Source organism: Microbacterium esteraromaticum, from assembly GCF_900163815.1.
GTDB classification, from domain to species: Bacteria; Actinomycetota; Actinomycetes; order Actinomycetales; family Microbacteriaceae; genus Microbacterium; species Microbacterium esteraromaticum_B.
This window is the reverse complement of the sequence record NZ_FUKO01000014.1, coordinates 12,874-26,820: the sequence shown is the minus strand read 5'-3', so window position 1 is coordinate 26,820 and position 13,947 is coordinate 12,874. Positions and strand designations below refer to the sequence as shown.

At 65.3% G+C, this 13,947-nt stretch carries 13 protein-coding genes; 7 read left to right on the top strand and 6 right to left on the bottom strand.

From position 1 onward, the window contains the following. Positions 1-138: 138 nt before the first annotated feature. From FM104_RS04825 to FM104_RS04795, 6 genes are all read right to left on the bottom strand, one after another. Positions 139-1,086, bottom strand: coding sequence for a DUF3560 domain-containing protein (locus tag FM104_RS04825; protein ID WP_087130335.1), 948 nt, complete (start codon positions 1,084-1,086; stop codon positions 139-141). Between the two features lie 95 nt (positions 1,087-1,181). Then, positions 1,182-1,517, bottom strand: a complete 336-nt coding sequence (locus FM104_RS04820) for a hypothetical protein (protein ID WP_087130334.1) — start codon at positions 1,515-1,517, stop codon at positions 1,182-1,184. A gap of 360 nt (positions 1,518-1,877) precedes the next feature. After that, the gene (locus FM104_RS04815) at positions 1,878-3,245 is read right to left on the bottom strand and encodes a ParB/RepB/Spo0J family partition protein (protein ID WP_087130333.1); all 1,368 of its coding nucleotides are present in this window, start codon (positions 3,243-3,245) and stop codon (positions 1,878-1,880) included. Between the two features lie 86 nt (positions 3,246-3,331). Beyond that, the gene (locus tag FM104_RS04810; protein ID WP_087130332.1) at positions 3,332-3,559 is read right to left on the bottom strand and encodes a hypothetical protein; all 228 of its coding nucleotides are present in this window, start codon (positions 3,557-3,559) and stop codon (positions 3,332-3,334) included. Positions 3,560-3,819: 260 nt separating this feature from the next. After that, on the bottom strand, positions 3,820-5,049 hold the full coding sequence (locus FM104_RS04805; RefSeq protein WP_087130331.1) for a hypothetical protein: 1,230 nt from the start codon (positions 5,047-5,049) through the stop codon (positions 3,820-3,822). An 886-nt stretch (positions 5,050-5,935) separates the two neighbouring features. Then, on the bottom strand, positions 5,936-6,262 hold the full coding sequence (locus FM104_RS04795; protein WP_087130329.1) for an ArsR/SmtB family transcription factor: 327 nt from the start codon (positions 6,260-6,262) through the stop codon (positions 5,936-5,938). A 323-nt stretch (positions 6,263-6,585) separates the two neighbouring features. Here FM104_RS04795 and FM104_RS04790 point away from each other — a divergent pair, with 323 nt between their 5' ends. The 7 genes from FM104_RS04790 to FM104_RS04760 are packed head-to-tail and all read left to right on the top strand — an operon-like array spanning position 6,586 to position 13,941. Then, entirely contained in the window at positions 6,586-8,013 is a 1,428-nt protein-coding gene (locus tag FM104_RS04790; RefSeq protein WP_218778554.1) for a hypothetical protein, read from the top strand. After that, entirely contained in the window at positions 8,013-9,389 is a 1,377-nt protein-coding gene (locus FM104_RS04785) for a MinD/ParA family ATP-binding protein (RefSeq protein WP_087130327.1), read from the top strand. The genes FM104_RS04790 and FM104_RS04785 overlap by 1 nt, the downstream gene beginning before the upstream one ends. Then, the gene (locus tag FM104_RS04780) at positions 9,386-9,967 is read left to right on the top strand and encodes a DUF6668 family protein (protein WP_087130326.1); all 582 of its coding nucleotides are present in this window, start codon (positions 9,386-9,388) and stop codon (positions 9,965-9,967) included. The genes FM104_RS04785 and FM104_RS04780 overlap by 4 nt, the downstream gene beginning before the upstream one ends. Then, positions 9,964-10,227, top strand: a complete 264-nt coding sequence (locus tag FM104_RS04775; RefSeq protein WP_087130325.1) for a hypothetical protein — start codon at positions 9,964-9,966, stop codon at positions 10,225-10,227. Before FM104_RS04780 ends, FM104_RS04775 begins: the two co-directional genes overlap by 4 nt. 27 nt (positions 10,228-10,254) lie before the next feature. Further along, a complete protein-coding gene (locus tag FM104_RS04770; RefSeq protein WP_087130324.1) occupies positions 10,255-11,079 on the top strand; it encodes a hypothetical protein in 825 nt (274 codons plus the stop codon). Between the two features lies 1 nt (position 11,080). Beyond that, a complete protein-coding gene (locus tag FM104_RS04765; RefSeq protein ID WP_087130323.1) occupies positions 11,081-12,421 on the top strand; it encodes a hypothetical protein in 1,341 nt (446 codons plus the stop codon). Continuing rightward, positions 12,418-13,941 carry an SCO6880 family protein gene (locus FM104_RS04760; protein WP_087130322.1) on the top strand — a complete coding sequence of 508 codons (1,524 nt, stop codon included), beginning with the start codon at positions 12,418-12,420 and terminating at the stop codon, positions 13,939-13,941. The genes FM104_RS04765 and FM104_RS04760 overlap by 4 nt, the downstream gene beginning before the upstream one ends. The last annotated feature ends 6 nt before the right edge of the window (positions 13,942-13,947 follow it).

The window sequence follows — 13,947 nt, the reverse complement described above, 5'->3', positions numbered from 1 at the left end:
CTAGTTGGTCAATGACGTCTAGCTATTCTCTCCGCGGATTCTCGGCGGTATGATGGGCGGGTGCTTCCGGTGTGGTACCGGTCGCCGTGTTGATGTCGGGCCCGGCTCCTCCTGTGGGGGACCGGGCCCGACTGCGGTCTAGCTGCCACTGGTGGCTGCGCGGTGGTCCTGGACCTCGGCCCACGGTGAGCGGTCGGTCCAGCTGTAGGGGGTTTCGACGCTGACAGTCTTGGCGTTGGCGCGTGCGACCTTGTACCAGGTGCCGCGGATCTTCACGGCGTCGCCCTTCTTGACGGTCTCGGGGCTGTATCCGGTGGCCTGGCCGCTGGCGATCTGATCGTCGCGGACCTGCTGCCAGTAGGCGAGCTGGTCGCGCATCTCGTCGAGCCTGGGCGCGTAGTGTGCCGCACGCTTGGCTTTCTGCTCCTCGGTCGCTGGCCGGTAACCCGTCTCTGCGTCGTATACGTCGGCATCGATCTGGCGCTCCCAGCGGCGGATGTCTGCGGCGATCTTCTCGATGCGGTTTGCGACGGTGACGGGGTTGTACCGTGCGCTGGTTGTGTGTGCGGCTGCTTCGGCTCGGCGGGCGGCTTCCTCGGCCTCGTGCAGCGCATCGATGCCGCGCCGGGCACTGTTGTGCGCCTTGTCGATGGCGTTGCGGTGGCGGCGCTCGGAGTGGTGCCCGATCTTGATGGGCTCGCCACCTTCGGGCAGGCTCGCCACGTCGCGCTCGTGCTTCTGCCACAGTTCATTTGCTCGGGAGGTCTTGCGCTCTGCCTTGGCGTCGAGTGCGTCGACGCGGGCCGCCTGGCGTTCGGCCTTGGCTGCTTCAACCTCCGCTGTGCTGCGCGTGGTCATGTCGAGCTGCAACGTCTCGAGCTCAAAGCCTGCGGCCTCAAGTGCTGCGGCGGTGCGGGTGATTACGTGGTGCTGGGGGAGTCGGTCGCGGCTGTTCGGTACGTACCATGCGCTGATGCTCCGACCCCATCGCCAGCGGTTCGCCTTGAGGATTGCGGCGGTCCCGTCGCCCTTGGCCGTTCCCTCGATTATCGTTCCGGCTTCGTGAGTGTGGGTGATGGTCAGCATGTCGTGTGCTCCTTGTTCATCTGGGGTGGTTAGTCCCGGTGGTCTGCCGTGTTGTTAGTATTAGTCTAGTCTAGTTGGTCAATAGTGTCTAGCGTTTATGCCGATAGTGCTTGCTCGATCTCGACGCGCTCGAAGCGGTCAGCGATTTTTGCGGCTACGCGCTCGGCTCGCGCCCGGTTCCGGTGGATCGTCGACCGGCGCTTGTCGAAGGTGACGCCATAGCGGGTGCGCAGGTTGATGTCAGTTTCGCTGCACAGATAGCCGGTCTCGCCCTTGTACGTGACGAGGATTCGGACCTCCAGGACTCGGGGGGCGTAGTCGACCCCGTGCGTCCCGATGCGTTCGGGGAATGCGTCAGGTTCCGGGGCGCGTAGTTGCGGGTTGATGCGACTTACCCACGGTTCGGGATCTATGTGTGCCGTGTTGTTCATATCTCTCTCCTCCTCGTTTTTTTGCCTTGAAGGCACGTAGTGCCTGTCAGGGAGCGCCAGCTGGAGCGACAACACGAAGTGCGGCGGCGGAGAGAATTTCGGGCGCGATGTGAGGGAGCGCAGCGACCGCGTGCCCGAAAATCTCGGGGGAGTCGGCCCTGCGCAGCGGGGCTTGCGTGGAGGGTGGCCGACCGTAGACTGCCGCAGGCTTCAAGGCAAAAAAGGGTGGCGCCGCAGGCGTCAGAGCAGTCGTCCGCGCAGCGGTCGTCGGATAGGACCGGCCTCCGTGCCGGTCAGCGCCGGCCTCCGTGCCGGCGGGTGCCTCGGCCGAATGGCCGAGGCACCGCGCTTGCATCGCTTCTACTCGTTCTCGGTCGGTTCGATCATTGCGGCGATCTGCTCCACGGGGGAGAGGGTGTAACCCCAGCTCGTGAGGGTCTGCAAGTAGTGCGCTGTCTCCTCCCGGGGGTGACGCCATGTGTCGCGGCCGGTGCTCGCCTCGATGCCACCGAGGACGATTGCGAGGGTGACGTGTCCAGCCTTCGCGGGGTGAGCCGCGAGGAAGTCGGCGAATCGGTCACCGTAGTAGCCCGATACCGGCTCGACGCTGAGAAGGTCAGCCGCAAGGGCATTCCCGCTCATTTCTCCCGCGACCAGGTGCCGCGCTTCGGTGAGGCATCGGGCGATCACCTGCGCGGAGTCCTTGGGGAGCGTCTTGCGGCTGAGGAACTGGGCCAGCCACTCGCGACGCACGCTCTCGGCGGCGTCCCAATCCTTGTTGTTGGCAATGAGCTGCTTGCGCTCTGCCTTCTCTTCATCCGTCATCGGCCCGCCCTTACGGGCCATACCGTCGTCCGCGATGCTGTAGCCGATCGCCTCGGGGTCGTCGACGTAGTAGGTCACCTGGCTTGTTCCGTCGCGGTGTCCGCGGACGTAGACGGCTACGCCTTCCTTTCCCTGGATCTCTTCGGCGGAAACGCGCTCTCCCTCGCTCGTGCGGAGGCTGCCGAGGCGGTAGGGGGTGCGGGCATCCCATGCGGGGGCCTCCGAGAGGATGCGGTGCCCCTTGGTGGCTTCGACCTGCTCGCCGGATTCGCGGGCCTCAGCGGCGGCGCGGTCATCGCGGGCGCGCTGTACGGCGTGGGGGAAGTATCCCGGCTCGTCGGTTGCGACCTTCGTCAGTGCCGCCACGGTCTCCGGGGCATCCTCGAACTCGATCAGGAGCGCGGCCTGGTCAAGTGTCATGCCGACCTCAGCGATCAGGCGGGTTCCGGTGTCGCTCGCGGCGACGGTCAGACCCGTTTTGATCTTGTCGCGCTTGGTTCCGGTGCGCTTCGCGATCGCGGTAGCCGAGAGCCCTTCGAGTTCGAGCGCTTTCCATGCCTGGATGCGGTCTCCGTCGGTGAGGTCCTGACGCTGGTCGTTCTCCACCAGCTGCTCGATGATGCGTTGGGCGTCGTCGGCTTCGTTGGCCTCCACGATGTAGACCGGCACGCTCGACAGTCCGACCTGCTGAGCGGCCAGTGTGCGGCGCTGTCCGTAGCGGACGTGCACGCCGTTCTCATCGCGCGTCGCGACGATGGGGACGAGCACGCCGTTGGCGGTCACACTGTCGAGGAATCCCGTGGTCAGCGTCGCTTCGACTTCGGTGCGGACGTTGGTGGCGACGTCGATGCTCTGGGGGTCGATGAGTTCGAGGACTCCGGCGGGTGCTGTTGCAGTGGTCATTATGTGCTCCTTGTCGATGTGGGGTGGTTAGTCCCGGTGGTCTGCCGTGTTGTTAGTATCAGTCTAGTCTAGTTGGTCAATGACGTCTAGGTGTATTTGGAGTTCTCTATCGTCGTGTAGGTGGGCTTGTTCTCGATCCAGTCGTGTTCATGGAGCACGAAATCAGGGTGATCCTGAACGGTGTATTCCTCGCCTTGGCTGTTGAGGATTGTGAGCCGGTCCCGACGGCCGGAAGTGATGACTCGTTCGATCACGTCGCCGGTGTCCAGTACCGTCCCGATGCCCGTCTTCCAGCGCAGAAACTTGACCTTCATGTGACTCTCTCCCTCTCGTTGTTTTTCCCTGGTGGGTGGGGCGGTAGCTCAGAGAGCGGAGCTGGAGAAGCGGAGTGACGTTGGGCCCCGGTACCGGACTGAGCGCAGCGAGGGAGGATAAGGAGGGGGGACGGCGGCACGCAGCGCCGGAGGCGTAGCTATCGTGGCGAAGCCCCAACCCACCTTGGAAAAACAACGATCACGGCCGACAGGCCGGGATGTTGAGACAGAGGCCGGCTCGCCGGCCTCCACACAGTGGTTCAGAACGGCAGTTCGTCGTACTCGTGGGGATCGGGAGTGTGGTGTCCGGCACGGATCTGCGGCGGGCAGTCAGGGCAGGGCCGCGCGACCTGGTAGCCGCCGTCGGTGAGGGTGTTGATCCATCCGTACCCGTCGCATCCGGCGTTGCCGCACGCTTCGGGCGGGGGAGTGGACGACTGAGCTTGCATGGCGGGGCCGTACACCGCGGCGTCGACGTCGGGGAGAATCGCGACGCCGCGCAGCAGCGTCTTGAGGAGCCCGAACGGGCTCCATGCCGGTTCCCACGTGCTCACGCGCAGCGTGCTTGCTTCGCGGTGCAGCGCCACGGCAAGCTGCACGGGTCCCCATCCGGCTTGCTCATAGGGTTTGAGCTGTCCAGCGATCCGTCCGGGACGGACGCCAGCGAAAACGCGGGCCAGTCCTGGATCGGTCAGCACTTCGACGGCGAGGCCGAGACCAGCGCGAGGTTTCCTCCGGATCGTGGGACCCCCCTTCGTATTCAGCTTCCTTGCCGCGTCAGCGGCAACAGGATTAACCATCTGTAGAACGTGAGGGAGGTCGAAAAGCGGTCCACTACGTGGTAGGGGGGTGGCCTCATCAGACTGTGAACGATCCGCAACACGCGGCAGGGCGAATCGGCCAGGCTTCGGGGTCGTGAACTGCGCAGCATGGCGGGGCGCGAAGACACCGACAGCGAAGACGCTGGTGAAGCCGCGTTGCTTGTGCTGGTCGTGGCCGTGCCAGAGGGTGATGCGCTCGAGCTGGGTGAGTTCTCGGCCGCGGTACAACTCGACGTAGAGACCGGCACGACGGCCGATCTGCCGGGCCTTCTGCACGGTCTTCTCACCGTCCTTGTATCCGGCTCTCACGGCCGCGTGGCGGCGTGACGTGCGCAGGAGCCCACCTGACTGCGCGGCGTCGATGATGTCGTTGCGCCAGATAGCGCGCAGCCCGTCTCGACCGATCTTGCGGCCGCGCGCCTCGTCGACGGCGGGAAGGTCGATGATCTTGTCGACGATCGCGAGCATCTGGTCACGACCCGGCCAGCGAGGGAGCCTACGGCGCAGCTCGTCGAGGGTGTCGGCAGAGTCGACGGAGATCCCGTCGTGCCTGTCCTGTACATGGGTGATCGCCTGACGTCGACGAAGCGCGCCAGGGGACCAGGCGCGGCCGGTCTCGGTGATCCTTGCGTAGTCGAGGGGGAGCGATGCAATCGCGGCGGTCGTCATCGGTGACCGTCTGTCGCAACGGTCAGCGACAGACGCAGATCTCGACGGGTCTCCTGAACGGGGGACACGCCGAAAGATTCGTGAAGGTAGCTTGAAAAATCGGCTACACCGGGTACCATAAAGGCATCTCCTTCGCGTGGAGGTACAACGAAGCCCCGGCTCCTACACCGGTTCTTCCTCACATCGCCTTCATCTGTTCCGGTCGGCAAACTTCGACAGATGAGGCACAAGAGTTTCGAGGCCCGCCCCTGGCGGGCCTCACTCGTTAAGCGCTATGCCGGGCAGGCTCCTCTCCGGCTTCGGGCCACTCAAAAGGCACCGGGTGAACCGGTGCTGGGAGTTCCCAATCCTCCGGGTACCCTTGCGGTCCCGGAGTCGATGCACGCAGCGCGGCCTCGATGATTGCCCACTGGGGCAATCCCGTTGCGCGCGTGTATGCGTCGAGCAGGCCCTTCGCGTCTTCGGCTAGGTCGACCTGGATGCCGACCACGGGCGTTCCACGCTTACGCCGCAGCGGAGGTGCGGACGAAGCCTTTCTACTGATCGGAGTGGGCATGGCTGTCACAGTAGCCAAGTCCTAGATCTATGGAGCGGCGACACGCGGACTAGACCTAGGACTTTCCGAGGCGGCGCAGTCTCGGCCGCCGTCGACGGAGCTCCGGCACGATCTATGGGGTCGACGCTGCGCGTCGCTGCTCCGTTCAGAGCGGTGTTGCGCAGCGTTCCGGCCGCGTCAAGGGCGCTACGCGATTCCTTCGGAATCCGGCCCAAGGGCCGGCCCTTGACACGCCCTCCACGCTGCGCAGCGGCGGCAATTATCAGCCGATGGCGAACCATCGGCTGACCAGCCGATACAAGCGAGAGGGTGGGAATGCGCGACGCGAGATCAGTCTTCAGCGAGCAGGAAGTCACGGTACTCGCTGAGTGTCGTGATGACAGCTTGCCGGTCGAGCGTGTAAATCACACGGCGCCCGTGGTGGACTTCTTCACCATCGGTTGTGACGACGCCAATAGAGACGAGCTGCTGGAGGTGCCGGAAAACCGTCTGGTAGCTGACGCCAAGCTCCCGCTCGATCGCGCCGGAAGTCAGGCCGTTGGGGTGTTGGGCGAGGACGCGAATGATCGCCCCTCGAATCGGATTGGCTCCGAGCATCTCTACCGCCTTCGTCGCTGCGTCAGGCAGCGGCGTTGGGGGAGATGCGTAGCGAGGCATTCCTTCATTGTGCCGCAGACCTGCTTAACCGTCATAAGACTACCATTTAATGGTAGACTGGAGCACGAGAATCAGGTAGACCAGAGGTACCGACAACTCCAGCAATTCGGGACGGAAATCAGCGAGGCGCTGCCTGTCCCCCATTTGGGGGACAGATTCGTTAGGTGTCGGAACTTTCGTATTTACTGTGAGGATGCTGGCAGCGTATGCCGGCACTGCGAACCTCGGGCGGAGGCGAAGTGGGCAGGGAAAACGCTGTACCGGCGTGGCCGGTGATCGGCTTGACGTTCGAGGACAACGCTGCCGTTGCTGATGCAGCAGGCGTGGGCGAACCTATCCGAGTCGCGGCATATCCAGATCTCGCGACGGCATCGGCCTCGGCCGCTGCGGCGGCCGCCCGACGTCTGAACGTCGCCCGGTGCCGCGTACAGGGTGTGGGTCCAGACGGCGAGGTCTGGGTGATGGTCGTCGACGCCGAGGCGGAGACCCTGGAGGACCTGGACGGCGGCGCAGCGGAACGTCACGCGGCCTCAGGACGAGGCTCGAAGCTCTCCCGCCGAATGTCGGTCATTCCTCAGCGTTGGTGGCTTGTGATCGGTGTCGCCGCGGTGGCCGTGGCCGGGATCGCGGTTGTCGTGATCCCGCGCGGGGTGTTGCCCGCTCCCGCGACCGGACCGATCGCGGAAGATGAGGTGCCGGTACCCGATGCCGGTCAGCTGCCAGTCTCGGCACCCGCGGGCTGGGACACATATGCATCGTGGGTCATTGACTCGGCCAAGCCAGGGGCCGCTGCGATCCTGGCCGGAGACGACATCCTGGTACTTGCGGACGGCGCGGATGTGATCGCCGTCGACGCGGAGACCGGGCAGGAGCGGTGGCGCTCAGGAACCTCCGGCGACGTGACCGCGCTCTATGCGCCGTCGGGTACCGACGTGATCTTCGCGGCCCGCTCGAATACGGGCGTGAGCGTACTCGATCGAAAGACGGGGACCGTTTTGACGAACGGCGAGACGACCGCGCAAGAGATTGTCCTGGGCGATGTCCCGTACGCGGAACTCCCGGGCCAGGCGGCGGCGGTGCTGCTCGGAACGTCGTGGGAGCGCCGGCAGGTGCCCGCGACGGCCGTACCCGTGGGAACGGTGGACGCGGGCCTGGTGAGTGTGAGCGTGGAACAGGGAAACCTCTGGGTGACGACGTCCAACAACCCAGTGTTACCTCCGGCGGTGCCCTTGCAGGCACCGGCGGATGGGCTGAAGCTGTCTCGGACTGTGGCGTTTGTCGACGGCAACCTGATCCTGGCATGGGCAGATCGGTTCGGCCCGCAAACGTTCACGATCGATGCGGTCTCCGCTGCTGGAACGCTGGAGCGTGTTGGCACGTTCGACGCGACTGGCCGATCGTCGGGCGGAGCGAGCGTCGATGCTCTCTCCGGCCTTGTTGGGATCGGATCGCTGCTCCTGGACGTCGATTCGCAGACGGTCACAGAGTCGGAGCAGGGGACGGTGGTTGCTAGTGCCGGCTACGGCTGGACCGAGCAGGCCGGCAACAACCGTGTGCGAATCGCCCCGGACGGATCGACGTTGCCGCTGCGCAGCAGTGCGGTGATCCCGGATGTGATCTTGCCCAACGGTCAGGCGGTGGTCCGTGCTGCCCGTGGCTCTGACGGAAACGCCTACTACGTACTGGAGGTGCAGCAGCCGACCGAGACTGCCACCCCCGAACCAACTCCGACTGACGGAAAGGGACAGTGATGGAACTTATCGAAGCTGTAGTGACGGCAGATGGCGTGGGAACTGTGAGCGCTGGGGGAGAGGCGGTGCAGGTCGCCGGTCCTGGCGACCTCGCTACCGCCCGTGCGGCGGTTCTCGGCGCTGCGAACGACGCTGTGCGAGAGAGCGGGAAGGCACACCGGCTAGAGATCACCGACCAGGGCCAGCGACACGTCTTCGCGGTGCATCCGGACGGTTCGCGGGTACCGCTTGCAGACGATGCGTCGGCAGACACGCCAAGTCCGACGCCGGCAGAGACGCCGACAGTCGCTCCTGCGGAGCAGCCGAAGGTTCTCGAGGAAGTGCCTACCGACGCGGCGCTGCTGGGCTCTGCCGTGACCCCGGTTCCAGAGGCGGAACCGACGATCACGATCCCGCCTCGCCCGACGCTGCCTCCGAAGCCGGGGGATGATGCGGCGGTGCTGCCGGCGCCGACTCGTCGCAGTCTGCGCCAGACCTCATTCCTGAAAGCGGATGCCGAGGTTCCTCCCGCGGCCACGGGTGTGCGCGGACTTCTGGGCCTCGTGGGTATCAAGGTTGCGCCCTCGGCTGCGGAGTTGGCGCTGCTCGAAGATATCCGGGTGGTCGCGCGGCATCATCCAGGGACGCGGACGGTGCTGGTGGCCAACCGTAAGGGCGGCTCGAACAAGACACCGACCGAAGTGTGCCTGAGCGCTGTATTCGGCTCTTATGGCGGCGGCGGCGTCGTCGCGTGGGACAACAACGAGAACCAGGGCACCCTGGGCTGGAGGACCGAAGCGGGGCTGAGCGAGGCTAGCGTGCTCGATCTTCTCCGTGACGAGGAGCGGCTACTGCTACCCTCGGCCGGACATGGTGCCATTGCTGGGTATGTGCATCATCAGACCGACGACATGTACGACGTTCTGCGTTCGGACGAAAACGACGAGGGAGATCACGAGATCTCCGCTGGCGAAGTTCACCGGGTGCACGCGATTCTTGAGCGCTACTACCGGCTTATCCTCATCGACTCGGGTAACACATTGCGGGCCGCGAACTTCCGTGCCGCGGCTGAGCACGCCGACCAACTCGTTGTACCGACGACGACGATGGAGGACCGTGCCGAGGCCGCAAAGCTCACGCTCCAGACGTTGGAGTCCCGCGACGAGCACAGTGCGGAGCTCGCAGCGAACGCGGTGGTCATCATCTCTCAGTGGAAGCCTGAGGACAAAGCCGAGGCGCAGCGGATGGCGGAGCAGTTTGCACCGCTCGTGCGAGCGGTGCAAATCGTCCCGTATGACCCTGCACTCAAGGCGGGTCGTATCCGATACAAGGCGCTGCGCCCGGCCACGCGGAGGGCCTGGCTTGCCGCTGCGGCCGCAGTGGGGCGGGGACTATGACGAACCCATTCCTCCCCGTGGCCGAGCCTGAGGAGGCTCCTGAGGAGATCGAAACCGATCCCATCCTCGGTGATGCCCTCGAACAGACCGGCCTCGGCGCTCCGCGCATGGCGCGCGACATTGCGCCAACCCCACCTGTTGCGCCCGCACCGGCCATCACGGCAGACACAGTGTGGCTGGTGGGAGCCTCTGGCGGGGTCGGCGTAAGCACCCTCGCTCGCCTTGCAGGCGAGAGCGTGATCGATGGCGGACTACACGAGCCGGTGTGGCAAGCCCCGGTGTACGTCGTCGCCGCGACGCATCCGGCAGGGCTGGAGGCTGCCGCTGAGCTCGCACGAGCGAACGCGCGTGGAGATGTCTCGTACGACATCCGCGCTCTCCTCCTCGTGCACGATCGCCCCAAGCTGTCGCGGGCCACCGTGCAGCTGGCAAAGCAGGTCTCGGGTGTGTACCCGCGGACCATGACAATCCCGTTCATTCCCGCCTGGCGGGAACCGGGAACACCTGAGATCCCCAAAAGCGTCCGTGTGCAGCTGGTGATGGCTGCACTGGCACCAAAGAGAAAGAAGAAGTCATGAAGTTCCTCAACTCAGTAGCTACTTACGTTCCCCCGTCCGGTGGTACCGCCCCTCCGGGGGTCGAGAACATCAACACGATCGTCACGTGGGCACTTTGGGCCGTCGGTGCGATCCTGTTCGTCTTCTTCATCGTGGGGCTCGTCCAGGCTGCGCAGGCACGCAACCGAGGCGGTCAGGCGGACGCCTCAGCGCCGGTGTGGCCACTCGTCCTCGCAATCGTCCTGGGCGCTGCGGGAACAATCTGGAACGCGATCGCCTAAGCGGCGCACGAGAGGACGGAGCGAGACATGCCGAAAGACAATCCAGGCTGGTGGAGCCGGAACGCGAACCGCGTTGCACGCCCCGAACAGCAGACCTCGGAGCAAGCCAAGCGTGCCCCGTGGGTGTTGCTCGCTTTCATCGCGCTTATCGTCCTCGTAGCCGTTGGCGTGTGGGCGCTGCGCGTGTTCTGGTTCGAACCGTCACAGACGGCGGGACCGACCTCTCAGCCCTCAGCGTCCGAGGCGCCGGTAGCGCCGTCGGCCCCTCCCGCGGAGAACGGGACTTGCACGCTCGACGCCACAGATCGGGACATCAGCTCGACCCCGCCGGAGGCAACCCGTTGGGTGGTCGAACGGTGGGCTGCACTGCCCGAAGTCGACGGCGCCGGGCCCTGCGTCGAGGTGGACGACTACAGGGTGGGCTTTGCTCCCACTCAGACCGGTGCGGTGCTCGCGACCTATCACTACCTCGTGCACGGCAACACCGGATCTCCTGACGCCGGCACACGAGGCTTGCTGGAGCATGCAGTGCTCGACGGCCCGCTTAAAGCGGCCATTCTGCAAGACGTCGACGACGTTGAGAACGGCGTGGAAGTGCGGGTACCCGACTCGAACTTTGCTGGCGTCCAGTTCCTCGGCTATCGGGTGGTGTCGTTCGACGACGATCAGGCCGTGATTGAGGTTCTGCTCGGGAAGGACGGCGCCACATCGGGCTCACTCACCGCGAAGTTGGTATGGCAAGACGACGACTGGCGTATCGATCCTGCGTCGGCCAATGAATGGTCGTCTACGCAGCGGAACGTGAGCGCGCAGGGGTTCGTACTTTGGACACCGGAATCGGCCGGAGACTGACATGAGACCTCTTGCATGGGATCCGCTCGGTGACGTCCTGGAGGAGATCGGTAACTTCTTCTCGGATGTGTTGCGAGACACTGTCGCAGCACTGATTCAGGGCGTGACTGAGGCCGTGAAGTGGGTGTCGACGTACTTCCTGTACTTGCCCGCACCGGTGCTCCAGGGTGAGGGTGAGGGCTGGTCTCCTGCGGAGCGGGTGCAGGCGTACACCGACTGGGCAGTGATCATCGGCGGCATGCTGGGCATGGCGTTCGCGTTGATCATGGTCGCTCGCCGGAAGGACGCCGATTCTGCTGTGGACGTCACCCTGGGCTTCTTCCGGGTGATCCTCGTCACGGGAGCGGGTATCCCGACGATCTCGCTGCTGGCGAAGTTCTTCGACGAGGCATCGCCGTGGCTCATCAACAACATCAGCGGTGGCACGATCGAGGAGGGCTTGGGCACGCTGATCGGCGTGGACGCTGCGGCTGCGTCGGGGATGGGCGTGGGTGTGCTCGTTCTGATGCTCGTCGCGCTCGTGTTCGGCGTGCTCGGCGGCATCCTCAACCTGTTCATGGTCATGTTCAACTGGGGTGTTCTCCCCGTGGTTGCGGGACTCCTGCCGGTTCTTGCTGCGGCTGCGATGTCGGCGCGAGGACGGAACGGTTTCAACCGTGTGGTGGCCTGGACCGCCGCAATCCTGCTGTTTAAGCCCGTTGCCGCGATCATCTACGGTGTCGGCATCGCCGCCGGCCGGATGATCACGGGCGGAGTTGAGGACTCCGGGCAGGTCGTTCTGCAGGCGCTCTATGGAACAGTTCTGCTGTGTGCGGCGGGGATCGCCCTGCCGGCGATCGCACGTATTGTCGCGCCAGCGATCGCGGCGGGAACGCAAGGCGGCGGTGCCGGATTCCTAACGGGCGCTGCCATGGTCGCGGTCGGTGCGGTTGGTGGAGCTGGAGCTGCGGCGGTCGCCGCCGCCGGTGCACGCGGAGGCGGCATGCAAGCTGCGACCTCGGCCGGAGAGCAGATAGCGAAGGGCGCTTCGTCGACACAGGCCCCATCAACATCTGGTGGCGCATCCGGGCCGCAGGGCGGTGGCAGCACCAGCGGCGGAAACAGCACCGGTGGCAGCGGCACGGGGCCTGGTGGTTCGTCTGGTGGTTCGTCTGGTGGTTCGTCGACGAGCGGGGCGGGTCCGTCGACGGGCAGTGCGGGCTCAGGCGCGGGAGGGGCGGCTGGCGCCACTGCGACCCGCGGATCGCAGTGGGCGCAGCGTTGGGCGGCAAGCGGTGCCCAACAGGCGCAGGCGCAGGTGGGTTCGGTGGAGCAGTCAATGGAAGCAGGGAGTGAGCGATGAGCGAGCGTCTTTACGGGAACGTGCAGGAGCCGCACTATGCGCGGACGATGGGCCTGTCCATGGCCTCAGTCGCGCTGGTGATCGCGGGGGGCGTCTCAACGTTCTTCATGATGCAGTTCTTCGGCGTCCCGATCCATTTCGCAGCGATCGCGCTGCTGTTGGCGATCGTCGGGGTGTGGTTCTTGGAAACGGGTCGAAAGCAGGGGCGTACGCGCCTGGAGAGAGCGGTGGGAGCACGTATGTTCCGTAAAGCGAAGAAGAAGGGTGCGACAACCTATCTCAGTGGGCCGACGTCGCGGATGCCGGACGGCTCGCACCGCGCGCCGGGGTTGCTGGCGTCTACGGAGATGTTCGAGGGGACGGATCACCTGGGCCGGCCGTTCGCGTTCCTGTGGGATCGCGTGAAGCGCACGGGAACTGTGTTCTTCACCGCGGCCTCGTCCGGGCTGGACCTCCAGGATCAGGACACGATCGATTTCCTCGTCGATGGCTGGGGCGGCTACCTGCACCAGTCGAGCACACTGGCCGCGTTGGAGCAGGTTTCGGTGACCGTGACGAGCATGCGGGACACGGGTGAGCGGCTGCCGGCGGCGGTGGCGGAGCACCGATCCCGCGTGGACGCGTCGGTGGTGCCGACGTTCTCGCGAGAAGCCGTCGACGAGATTGTGGCGGCTGTGAACGCGGGGACTGGCCGGGTTGATGCCCGGCTCGCTGTGACGTTCTCCGGCGCACCTGACGCCGATCAGGGTTTGGAAGCGCGCAGTCGTGAGGATCTGATGGGCGAGGTCATGGTGCACCTGCCGGCGATGATCGAGCAGCTGGAGCTTTCTGGTGGCGGCGTGGTGTCGTATCTCGCTGCGCAGGAGATCATCGACACGACGTATGTGGCGTACAACCCCGAGGCCGCGGTGGCGGTCGAGCGGGCGCGCCTGTCTGGTGTCGGGACTGGCCTCACGTGGGAGGAGGTCGGCCCGGTGTATGCGAATGCGGACAACATCGAGAGGTACGAGCACGGTGCTGGATTCTCGCAGTCGTTCCAGGTGTGGAGGGCCCCGGCTGGTGTCTTCCGTGAGAGTTCGATGATGGCGCTGTTGAAGCCGGATGACATCAGCGAGCAGAAGCGGGTCACCATTCTCTACCGGCCGATGACCATGGAACAGAGCCAGTCGCGCGTGCAGACGGCGGTGGCGGATGCGGACTACGAGACGAACCAGAAGGGTCGTAAGGCAACGGGTGCGCAGCTGGCATCGGCGGGGCGCGTGAAGCAGACAGAGACGGAAGTCTCTGCACGTGGTGCGGCTCTCATCCGGTTCTCGTTCATCATCACCGTGACGGTGATGGACCCTGCCGCGCTGCGGCGCGTGCCGTCCATGGTCCGCAATGCGGCACAGACCGGTGTGCAGCTGAGTGTTCGTCCAGCCACCGGCAACGAAGATGCGTCGTTCGCGATCGGCCTCGGACTTGGGATCGTCCCGGCGAAGTGGGCGACGGTATCGCCGCAACTGCGGCAGGCGCTGTAAGGAGGC

Coding starts and splice junctions, on each gene's coding strand:
- FM104_RS04795 (WP_087130329.1), bottom strand. CDS start 6,262: ATGCCTCGCTACGCATCTCCCCCAACGCCGCTGCCTGACGCAGCGACG.
- FM104_RS04825 (WP_087130335.1), bottom strand. CDS start 1,086: ATGCTGACCATCACCCACACTCACGAAGCCGGAACGATAATCGAGGGA.
- FM104_RS04805 (WP_087130331.1), bottom strand. CDS start 5,049: ATGACGACCGCCGCGATTGCATCGCTCCCCCTCGACTACGCAAGGATC.
- FM104_RS04815 (WP_087130333.1), bottom strand. CDS start 3,245: ATGACCACTGCAACAGCACCCGCCGGAGTCCTCGAACTCATCGACCCC.
- FM104_RS04775 (WP_087130325.1), top strand. CDS start 9,964: ATGAAGTTCCTCAACTCAGTAGCTACTTACGTTCCCCCGTCCGGTGGT.
- FM104_RS04820 (WP_087130334.1), bottom strand. CDS start 1,517: ATGAACAACACGGCACACATAGATCCCGAACCGTGGGTAAGTCGCATC.
- FM104_RS04810 (WP_087130332.1), bottom strand. CDS start 3,559: ATGAAGGTCAAGTTTCTGCGCTGGAAGACGGGCATCGGGACGGTACTG.
- FM104_RS04770 (WP_087130324.1), top strand. CDS start 10,255: ATGCCGAAAGACAATCCAGGCTGGTGGAGCCGGAACGCGAACCGCGTT.
- FM104_RS04760 (WP_087130322.1), top strand. CDS start 12,418: ATGAGCGAGCGTCTTTACGGGAACGTGCAGGAGCCGCACTATGCGCGG.
- FM104_RS04785 (WP_087130327.1), top strand. CDS start 8,013: ATGGAACTTATCGAAGCTGTAGTGACGGCAGATGGCGTGGGAACTGTG.
- FM104_RS04765 (WP_087130323.1), top strand. CDS start 11,081: ATGAGACCTCTTGCATGGGATCCGCTCGGTGACGTCCTGGAGGAGATC.
- FM104_RS04780 (WP_087130326.1), top strand. CDS start 9,386: ATGACGAACCCATTCCTCCCCGTGGCCGAGCCTGAGGAGGCTCCTGAG.